Origin of the sequence: Sphingobium sp. BHU LFT2, from assembly GCF_018604485.1 — a bacterium.
Lineage (GTDB): Bacteria > Pseudomonadota > Alphaproteobacteria > Sphingomonadales > Sphingomonadaceae > Sphingobium > Sphingobium yanoikuyae_A.
Genome location: NZ_JAFCGW010000010.1, coordinates 187,941 through 197,432, shown reverse-complemented (window position 1 = coordinate 197,432; position 9,492 = coordinate 187,941). Strand labels below are relative to the sequence as shown.

At 65.8% G+C, this 9,492-nt stretch carries 8 protein-coding genes and 1 pseudogene; 6 read left to right on the top strand and 3 right to left on the bottom strand.

Annotated features, from left to right (window positions below; all coding sequences use genetic code 11):
- Positions 1-93: 93 nt before the first annotated feature.
- A pseudogene (locus tag JQK15_RS18265) lies at positions 94-621 on the top strand (nucleotidyltransferase family protein); the annotation flags it as partial.
- A gap of 42 nt (positions 622-663) precedes the next feature.
- Here the strand turns inward: JQK15_RS18265 and JQK15_RS18260 are convergent.
- Both JQK15_RS18260 and JQK15_RS18255 read right to left on the bottom strand, forming a co-directional pair.
- Positions 664-2,334 (bottom strand): MFS transporter, encoded by a 1,671-nt coding sequence (locus tag JQK15_RS18260; RefSeq protein ID WP_048937021.1) that lies wholly within the window; start codon positions 2,332-2,334, stop codon positions 664-666.
- Positions 2,335-2,381: 47 nt separating this feature from the next.
- A complete protein-coding gene (locus tag JQK15_RS18255; RefSeq protein ID WP_353047222.1) occupies positions 2,382-3,116 on the bottom strand; it encodes a metallophosphoesterase family protein in 735 nt (244 codons plus the stop codon).
- A 172-nt stretch (positions 3,117-3,288) separates the two neighbouring features.
- Between JQK15_RS18255 and JQK15_RS18250 the strand changes: the two genes are divergently transcribed.
- From JQK15_RS18250 to pgl, 5 genes are all read left to right on the top strand, one after another.
- Complete coding sequence (locus JQK15_RS18250; protein WP_214866713.1) at positions 3,289-4,497, top strand: acetyl-CoA C-acetyltransferase; 1,209 nt, start codon at positions 3,289-3,291, stop codon at positions 4,495-4,497.
- Between the two features lie 126 nt (positions 4,498-4,623).
- Positions 4,624-6,801, top strand: coding sequence for a 3-hydroxyacyl-CoA dehydrogenase NAD-binding domain-containing protein (locus JQK15_RS18245; protein WP_214866712.1), 2,178 nt, complete (start codon positions 4,624-4,626; stop codon positions 6,799-6,801).
- Positions 6,802-6,864: 63 nt separating this feature from the next.
- Positions 6,865-7,869: a UDP-glucose 4-epimerase GalE gene (gene galE / locus JQK15_RS18240; RefSeq protein WP_214866711.1), complete on the top strand. Its 1,005-nt coding sequence runs from the start codon at positions 6,865-6,867 to the stop codon at positions 7,867-7,869.
- Positions 7,866-8,342: a YbaK/EbsC family protein gene (locus tag JQK15_RS18235; protein ID WP_214866710.1), complete on the top strand. Its 477-nt coding sequence runs from the start codon at positions 7,866-7,868 to the stop codon at positions 8,340-8,342. Before galE ends, JQK15_RS18235 begins: the two co-directional genes overlap by 4 nt.
- 5 nt (positions 8,343-8,347) lie before the next feature.
- On the top strand, positions 8,348-9,040 hold the full coding sequence (pgl, locus tag JQK15_RS18230) for a 6-phosphogluconolactonase (RefSeq protein ID WP_214866709.1): 693 nt from the start codon (positions 8,348-8,350) through the stop codon (positions 9,038-9,040).
- Positions 9,041-9,168: 128 nt separating this feature from the next.
- Here the strand turns inward: pgl and JQK15_RS18225 are convergent, their stop codons facing one another.
- Positions 9,169-9,435, bottom strand: a complete 267-nt coding sequence (locus tag JQK15_RS18225; RefSeq protein WP_125987210.1) for a hypothetical protein — start codon at positions 9,433-9,435, stop codon at positions 9,169-9,171.
- Positions 9,436-9,492 lie beyond the last annotated feature (57 nt).

The following is a 9,492-nucleotide window of genomic DNA, read 5'->3' as shown; positions in this document are numbered from 1 at the left end:
TCAGCGGATCAGCCCCAAAAACTGAGGCTCCCAATTCGCCCGCGCGCCGTCACGTGGCCATCATGCCGAAATCAGACGGTTCTTCGAGGTGTCCAGCTGATGGCCGACCTGCGCGGCAAGCCGGTTGCCGCGCACACGCTGGAAACCATCGCCTCCATGGCCTTTGCCGAGCTGGTCGCCGTCGTGCGACCGGTCGAATTTGCGCCGATATTGCATCGCAAGCTCGACCGGCGCGGCTTCGATATCGTCGTCAACGAGCATCCCGAGGAGGGCCTGTCGAGCAGCATCCGGCTGGCGGTCGAGCATGTGATGGACAAGCGCAAGGTGCGCGGCATCCTGATCTGCCTTGCCGATATGCCCGACGTGCCGCAGACTCATTATAACCATATCTGCATGGCGGCCGAGGATATCCGTTCGGTGGTCGCCAGCACCGACGGCTTCTCCTCCTCGCCGCCCGCCTTCATCGGCCGCAAGCATTTCCCCGAACTGCTCGCGCTCAAAGGCGATCAGGGTGCCCGCGCCCTGCTGAGCCACGGCATCCAGATCGAGACGATCGGCAATGTGCTGCACGACATCGATACGCCGGAGGATCTTGGCCGCCCCCCGGTAACACCGACCTGAGGCATAAAAGGGGCAGGCGAAGCCGCTTTGCCTTGCCCCGCTTCAGGTCGATCGCGTCGGATCGGTCAGCCCGTCGCCCATTTCCCGCGGATCAGGGGCACGACTGAGCGGCAACGAGCCGGTCTGGCGTTCCAGCATGCGATGCACCACCGGCGGCTTGCCGCCGCTGTGCAGCGCGTGGATCGTGTCGCTGTTGGTGATGTCGGCGATGGTGCGCCGCTGGTTATGGCGGACATAGTCGAGCCAGGTCGACACATGATAGCGTTCGACCCAGAGTTCCGGATCGCCCAGATCGCGCATCAGCGACCAGCCATGCGCGCCATCGCGCTTGCGAATGCGGCGGCGCTCGCTCATCGCGCTGAGGAAGGGGACGACCGACCCCACCGGGATGCGATATTCGATGGTGATGACCACCGGGCCGCTGCGCGGTTCGACCGGCACGGCCGTCTCCGGCTCGCGCCAGCGGTTCTGGAGATCGAGATTGTCATCGCCGATCTGCGGCAGCGGACGGACGAACCCGATCAGCGCAGCGACCAGTTGCACCGCGGCGGAGGCATAGAGCGCCTCGACCACGCCATGATCCTCGGCCAGATTGCCGAACAGCCAGGCGCCGATCGCCATGCCGCCGAACGCCGTCATCTGATAGATGGCGACGGCGCGGGCGACGACCCAGCGCGGCGCCGACATCTGGACCGATACGTTGAAGGTCGACAGCGCCATGACCCAGCCCGCCCCGGCGAGCAGATAGCCGAGCAAAGCCAGCGCCAGATAGCCCGACATGGCCGTGATCGCCGTCCCCGCCGCCAGCGACAGGGCGGCGGACCGCACGATCGCCTCGATCGAGAAGCGCGCGCGCAGCCGCCGGGTGGACAGCGCCCCGGCCACCGCGCCGACGCCGAAGGCGCCGCTGGTAAGGCCGAAGGTCAGCGCGCCGCCGCCCAGCACATCGCGCGCCACCAGCGGCATCAGCGCCGACACCGCGCTGGCACCAATGCCAAAGGCGCCGCCGCGCAGCAGCACGAGCTGGATCTTGGGCGACATCGAGACATAGCTGACACCGGCCCACATCGCGACGCCCAGCCGCTCACGCGGCAGCAGCTTGGGCGGTAATTCCGGCCGCCAGCGCGCCAGCACCGCGACCAGGCCGATATAGCTGACTGCATTGGCCAGGAACGCCGCCGCCGCGCCCGCCGCCGCGACGATCACGCCGCCCAGCGCCGGGCCGGTGCTGCGGGCCAGATTGAAGCCCATGCTGTTCATAGCGACGGCACTGGGCAGCACGCTGCGCGGCACCATGTCGCCGACCGACGCCTGCCAGGCCGGACCGTTCACCGCCGTCGCGCAGCCGATCAGGAAGGTGAAACCCAGCAGCGTCCAGGGCGTCAGCGCGCCGAGCCAGGCGACCAGCGCAAGGGCAGTCGACACCAGCAGCATGAACAGCTGACAGGCCATCATCACCTTGCGCCGATCCAGATTGTCGGCGACCGCGCCGGCCCAGAGCGAGAACAGCATGATCGGCAGCGTCGTGGACGCCGGCACCAGTGCCACCAGCACCGGCGAAGCGGACAGCGAGGTCATCATCCAGGCCGCACCGACCGACTGGATCAACCCGCCGAAATTGGACGCCAGGCTCGCGATCCAGATCGCGCGGAAGATGGGAATGGCAAAGGGCGAGGACGGCTGGGGGGACTCGGTGTCAGGCACGAAAACCATCAAGCGGATTTAGGAACGTCGGTCAAACCCGCGACTCGGCCTTTGGTTCACATCCGTCCGGTACGCAGTGCCCGTGCCCAGTCGGGTCGCCCGCGGGCATCGGCCGTGGCGGCCGCGCGTTCGGCATCATAGGCGACCAGCATGATCTCCGCGTGCCAGCCGTCGGCCATCCGCTCGACCAGTGCATAACGGGCCTCGGGCGATCCGGTCTCCACCTTGTGCGGCCAGGGCCGATCATCCTCATAGGCCGGCAGGCCGACGCTGCCTGGATTGACGATCAGCCCGCCATCGGCGCGACGATGGATGCGCGGCACATGGGTATGGCCGCACAGGATCAGCGGCGCGACGACGTCCCCTGCCCGCGCCTCGACCTCCACCTCAGTCGCGGCGCGCAAGCCGGTCGGTTCGACCGTTTCCAGCCAATAGTCGATGTCGCTGTCCGGCGTGCCATGGACCATCAATATCTCATCCGTCAGCCACAGCGTCTCGGGCAATCCAGCGATCCAGTCGCGATGGCGCGGCGCCAGCAGATCATGGGTCGCCCGGTCCGACGCGCCCATCCGGTCGGGCGCCAGTGTCAGCAATTGCCGCTCATGGTTGCCCCGGATCGTCGGCAAATCCATCGCCATCAGTCGATCGGCGGTTTCGCAGGGGAAGAGCGGCCCCGACAGGATGTCACCGAGATTGACACATAGATCGACATTGCGCGCAGCCACGTCCGCCAGCACGGCGTCGAGCGCATCGATATTGCCATGGATGTCGGAAAGAACCGCAATCTTCACCTGATGCTTGTCCCGCTGCAATCGCGCCCCACATCAGGCCCGCACCTGACCTTACGGCAAGGCCATGTCGGCGGAAACCGACCATTTCAGGCTTGCACTTTACGTAAACGTAAATACATTCAGGGCCACTTCCGGTGCGCCAAAAGCCGCCAACGGAGAGGGAAAAGGAACCATGGAAGCCTATATCTACGACGCCGTCCGCACGCCCCGTGGCCGGGGCAAGAGCGACGGTTCGCTCCACGACATCACCCCCATCCAGCTTGCGACGCAGATGCTCGAAGCGGTGCGCGACCGCACCCAGATCAACACTGCCGACGTCGACGACGTGATCCTGGGCTGCGTCAGCCCCGTGGGCGAACAGGGCGCGGACATCGCGCGCGTCGCCGTGCTCAACGCCGATTATGCCCAGACCGTGCCGGGCGTGCAGATCAACCGTTTCTGCGCATCGGGCCTGGAAGCGGTCAACATGGCCGCGGCCAAGGTCCATTCGGGCGAAGCGATGTTCGCGATCGGCGGCGGCGTCGAATCGATGAGCCGCGTGCCGATGGCATCGGACGGTGGCGCTTGGGCGATGGACCCGGCGGTCGCCTACAAGACCTATTTCGCGCCCCAGGGCATCGGCGCCGACGTGATCGCCACCAAGTTCGGCATCAGCCGCGACGATGTCGACGCTTATGCCGTCGAGAGCCAGCGCCGCGCCAAGGCCGCCTGGGACGAAGGCCGTTTCAAGAAGTCGATCGTGCCGGTCCGCGACGTGATCGGCGGCATCGCGCTCGACCATGACGAACATATGCGCCCCGACGCGACGATGCAGTCGCTCGGCAGCCTGAAGCCCAGCTTCCAGGCACTGGGCGAAGAGATGCCCGGCTTCGATACAGTCGCCCTGCTGCGCTATCCCGAGCTGGAAAAGGTCAACCATGTCCATCACGCCGGCAACAGCAGCGGCATCGTCGACGGCGCCGCCGCCGTGCTGGTCGGCAACAAGGAAATCGGCGAGAAATACGGCCTGAAGCCGCGCGCGAAGATCAAGGCGATGGCCTCGATCGGCTCGGAGCCGCTGATCATGCTGACCGGCCCGGAATTTGTCGCTGGAAAGCTGCTGGCCCGTGCCGGCATGACCACCGCCGACATCGACCTATGGGAACTGAACGAAGCCTTCGCCTCGGTCGTGCTGCGCTACATGCAGGCGATGAACCTCGACCATAGCAAGATCAACGTCAATGGCGGCGCGATCGCCATGGGCCATCCGCTGGGCGCCACCGGCGCCATGGTGCTGGGCACTGCGCTCGACGAGCTGGAACGCTCGGGCAAGGGCACCGCGCTCATCAACCTGTGCGTCGGCGCAGGCATGGGCACCGGCATCATCATCGAGCGCGTGTAAGCAATATTACCACCCCGTTCGGGCTGAGCGAAGTCGAAGCCCGTCATCGAACGCAGTGAGATGCCTTCGCTACGCTCAGGCGAGCCCTTCGACAGGCTCAGGGCGAACGGGGGAGAGGAGATCAAAATGAACACTATCGCATTCGACATCGATGCCGACGGCATCGCCACCCTGACGATCGACGTGCCCGGCCAGTCGATGAACGTCATCGGCCCCGACTTCCTGGCTGACCTCGACGCCGCCATCACCCGCATCGCGTCGGAAGAGGGCATCAAGGGCGCGGTCATCGCATCGGGCAAGGACAGCGGCTTCATGGCCGGCATGGACCTGAAATATTTCGGGTCGATGCTGGCCAGCGCCGATGGACAGCGCCCCGCCCCCACCGCGATCTTCGACAATGTGTTCGTCCTGAACCAGCTGTTCCGTCGCCTGGAAACCGCCGGCAAGCCAGTCGCCTGTGCGATCGAGGGCACCTGCGTCGGCGGCGGCTTCGAGCTGGCGCTGGCCTGCCATCGCCGCTTCGTCGGCGACAGCCCCAAGACCCAGCTCGGCCTGCCCGAAATCCTGATCGGCCTGTTCCCCGGCGGCGGCGGATCGCAGCGCCTGCCGCGCATCATGGGCGTCCAGGCGTCGCTGATGTACATGCTGCAAGGCAAGCTGTTCCGCCCCGCCGAAGCCGTGATGCTGAAGGTCGTCGACGGCGTGGTCCCGCAGGGCACGGCAGCTGCGGCGGCGAAGGAATGGGTCAAGGCCAACCCGACCGCCAGCACCCAGCCCTGGGACGTCAAGGGCTTCAAGGTGCCCGGTGGCGCCGGCGGTTTCAACCCCGCCTTCGTCCAGACCATGGCCGGCGCCCTGCCGATGACGCTCAAGCAGACCCAGCGCAACATGAACGCGCCGATCGCTTTGCTGTCGGCGGTCTATGAGGGCATCACCCTGCCGATGGACCGGGCGATCCGGATCGAGAGCAAATATTTCGCCAAGGTCGCTGCCGATCCGCAGGCGTCGAACATGATCCGCACCCTGTTCGTCAACAAGCAGGCGGCCGAGCGCGGCGCGCGTCGTCCCAAGGACGAGCCCAAGGCGCCGACGACCAAGCTCGCCATGCTGGGTGCCGGCATGATGGGCGCGGGCATCGCCACCGTCGCGGCGCAGGCCGGCATGGACGTGGTGCTGTTCGACCGCGACCAGGCCTATGCCGAGAAGGGCAAGGCCCATGTCGAAGCGGTGCTGGCCAAGCGCCTGGGCCGTGGCATGACGCCCGAGAAGATGGCCGCCACCCTGGCCCGCGTGACGCCCACCACCGACTATGCAGCACTCGCCGGCGCCGACTTCGTGATCGAGGCGGTGTTCGAGGATGTGAGCATCAAGGCGGAAGTGACCAAGCAGGTCGAAGCCGTGCTGGGCGCCGACACCATCTTCGGTTCCAACACCTCGACCCTGCCGATCACCAAGCTGGCCAATGCCTGGTCCAAGCCCGAGAATTTCATCGGCGTCCACTTCTTCTCGCCGGTCGAGAAGATGCCGCTGGTCGAGATCATCCTGGGTGAAAAGACCGGCCCGGCCGCGATCGCCAAGGCGCTCGACTTCGTTGCCCAGATCAAGAAGACGCCGATCGTTGTCCATGACAGCCGCGGCTTCTACACCTCGCGCAGCTTCGGCACCTATGTGCAGGAAGGCGCGGAACTGGTCGGCGAAGGCATCAATCCGGCGCTCATCGAAAATGCCGGCAAGCAGCTTGGCATGCCGACCGGCCCGCTGGCGGTCAGCGACGAAGTGTCGATCGAACTGGGCGTCAAGATCATGACCGCCGCCAAGAAGGAACTGGGCGACGCCTATGTTCCCCAGGGGTCGGACGACATCATGCTCAAGATGGTCGAGGCCGATCGCCTGGGCCGCAAGAATGGCAAGGGCTGGTACGACTATCCCGAAGGCGGCAAGAAGCATCTCTCGCCGGTGCTGGGCGATCTGTTCCCGCGCGCCGACGCCCAGCCGGATGTAGAGGAAGTCAAGGAACGGCTCCTCTATCGCCAGCTGATCGAATGCGCCCGCTGCTTCGAGGAAGGCGTGCTGGAAACGCCGGAAGATGGCGATATCGGCGCGATCTTCGGCTGGGGCTTCGCGCCCTATACCGGCGGCCCGTTCAGCCATATGGACACGGTCGGCATCGCCCATGTCGTGGCCGTGCTGGACCGGCTGGCCGCCGCCCATGGCCCGCGCTTCGCCCCCACGGCGCAGCTGCGGGAAATGGCTGCAAACGGCGCTACCTTCTATCGCCCGGCGCCGTCCCGCGCCGCAGCATAAACGCTTGTAAAGCCCCTCGCCCGTCGGCTAGTCCTCGCCCCCTATCATCTTGGGGAGTGAGGAATGAGCGACAAGCCCACGGTTCTGGTCACGGGCGGGGCCGGCTATATCGGCAGTCATGCCGTATTGGCATTGCGCGACGCGGGCTATCCCGTTGCGGTCATCGACAATCTCACCACCGGTTTTCGCTGGGCCATTCCCGACGATGTGCATTTCACCCAGGGCGACATTGCCGACCAGCCGCTGGTCGAAGCGCTGCTGAAGGAACAGAATGTCGGCGCGATCATGCATTTTGCCGGTTCGATCATCGTGCCGGAATCGGTCGAGAACCCGCTCAAATATTATCACAACAACAGCGCCAAGAGCCGCAACCTGATCGAAAGCGCGGTCAATGCCGGGGTGAAGCATTTCATCTTCTCCTCGACCGCAGCCACCTATGGCGTGCCCAAGGAAAGCCCGGTTCGGGAAGACAGTCCCAAGCTGCCGATCAACCCCTATGGCATGTCGAAGCTGATGACGGAGATCATGCTGGCCGACGTCGCCAAGGCCCACCCGCTCAATTTCTGCGTGCTGCGCTATTTCAACGTCGCCGGCGCCGATCCGCAGGGCCGCAGCGGCCAGTCGACCGCTGGCGCCACCCATCTGATCAAGGTCGCGGTGGAAGCCGCGCTGGGCAAGCGCAGCCATGTCGCGGTCATGGGCACCGACTATGACACGCCCGATGGCACCGGCGTGCGCGACTATATCCATGTGTCCGACCTCGCCAATGCGCATGTCCTGGCACTGGAAGCGCTGATCGCGGCGCCGGAGGAAAATTACACGCTCAACTGCGGCTATGGCCGGGGCTTCTCGGTGCTCGAAGTGCTTGATGCCGTCGATCGCGTCACCAACATGACGATCGACCGCCGGATGGAGGGCCGCCGCGCTGGCGATCCGGACTCGCTTATCTCCGACAATCGCAAGATCATGGCGCAATTCCCCTGGCAACCCAAGCACGCCAATCTGGAGGAAATCGTCAATCATGCGCTCGCTTGGGAACGCAAGCTGAGCGATATTCGCGGCCAATGAGTGACGCAAGCGTCCGCGCCTTCTTCGCCGCGCAGGCGCCCGATGTCGTCATCATCGATCAGGGCGTCAGCACCGCAACGGTGATCGAGGCGGCGGCCGCGCTAGGCGTCGAACCGGCGCGTATCGCCAAGACCCTGTCGCTGCGCGTCGGCGACAGGGTGGTGCTGGTCTGCGCGCGTGGCGACGCCCGTCTGTCCAATGGCAAGGCGAAGGCCGCGCTGGGCGCCAAGCCGCGCATGCTGGGCGCGCATGAGGTGGAGGAGATTACCGGCCATCCGGTCGGCGGCGTCTGCCCCTTCGGCCTCGCCAACGCCCTGCCCGTCTATTGCGATGTCTCGTTGCAGGCGTTCGACACCGTGTTTCCGGCGGCGGGATCGCGCACCGCCTCGGTCGAACTGACGCCCGAACGGCTTGCCGCCTTGACCGGGGCGCAATGGATCGACATCTGCACCCTTCCCGAAATCGTCGAGTGAGAGCCATGCCGACCGAACATATCTTTGCCACCGGGGCGCAGGCTGCCACCAATATCGCCGCCCGTATCGCCACCCTGTTGTCGGAGGCGATCGCCGCGCGCGGCGTCGCGACGCTGGCCGTCTCGGGCGGCCGCTCGCCCCGCCCGGTGCTGGAAGCGCTGTCGAAGGTGCCGCTCGACTGGACGAAGCTGATCGTCACTTTGGTTGACGAACGCTGGGTCGATCCGGTCAGCGCCGACAGCAACGAACGGCTGGTGCGCGAAACCCTGCTCCAGGGTCCGGCCGCCGCCGCCCGCTTCGTGCCGATGAAGAACGGCGCCGCCGACGCCTATGCCGGCCAGAGCGCGGTCGAGGCGGACTTTGCCGCCCTGCCCTGGCCATTCGACATCATCCTGCTCGGCATGGGCGATGACGGCCATACCGCCTCGCTCTTCCCTGAGGGCAAGGAACTGGCCGAGGGGCTTTCCAGCCAAACCTACACCATCGCCGCCACCCCGCCGGTCGCGCCACACCAGCGCCTGTCGCTGACCGCGCATGCGATCCTGCAGAGCCGCCATATCTTCCTGCAGATCGGCGGCGCGGGCAAGAAGGCGGTCTATGACCAGGCGCTCGCCGGCGGCCCGGTCGAAGAGCTACCGATCCGCCTGGCCTTGCTGCAGGACAAGGTGCCGGTCGAGGTGTGGATCGCCGAAGCCTAAAAACTCCTCCCCTGCAAGGGGAGGGGGACCATTTGCGCAGCAAATGGTGGAGGGGTATCCCGTTTGTGATAGGGCGACACCCCTCCGTCACGCGCTTCGCGCGCGCCACCTCCCCTTGCAGGGGAGGATTATCGGTCGCGCACCGCATGTTTCGAGATCAGATAGCGCCACACCCCGACCGCGTTGATCGCCAACAGCGCGACATTCTGCCAGCCGATGCCCTCACTGTCCTTGTCGAGAAAGCCCCAGCCGATCAGCGCGATCGAACTGGTGACGAACAGGACAAAGGCCCAGCCGGTGATCCGCCGCCCCAGGTTCAGCGACACGACCAGCGCCGCAAGGGTGGCGGCGCTGGCACCATAATATTGCAGGGCGGTGAGCAGCGCCTGGTTCATGCCAGACAGAACGTAGCGGCCATGGACATGGTTGCCCGCACGCAATAGGCACCCGGC

Excerpts from the sequence above, each read along its gene's own strand:
- JQK15_RS18260 (WP_048937021.1), bottom strand. The coding sequence starts at position 2,334 with ATGGTTTTCGTGCCTGACACCGAGTCCCCCCAGCCGTCCTCGCCCTTT.
- JQK15_RS18250 (WP_214866713.1), top strand. The coding sequence starts at position 3,289 with ATGGAAGCCTATATCTACGACGCCGTCCGCACGCCCCGTGGCCGGGGC.
- JQK15_RS18235 (WP_214866710.1), top strand. The coding sequence starts at position 7,866 with ATGAGTGACGCAAGCGTCCGCGCCTTCTTCGCCGCGCAGGCGCCCGAT.
- JQK15_RS18225 (WP_125987210.1), bottom strand. The coding sequence starts at position 9,435 with ATGAACCAGGCGCTGCTCACCGCCCTGCAATATTATGGTGCCAGCGCC.
- galE (WP_214866711.1), top strand. The coding sequence starts at position 6,865 with ATGAGCGACAAGCCCACGGTTCTGGTCACGGGCGGGGCCGGCTATATC.
- JQK15_RS18245 (WP_214866712.1), top strand. The coding sequence starts at position 4,624 with ATGAACACTATCGCATTCGACATCGATGCCGACGGCATCGCCACCCTG.
- pgl (WP_214866709.1), top strand. The coding sequence starts at position 8,348 with ATGCCGACCGAACATATCTTTGCCACCGGGGCGCAGGCTGCCACCAAT.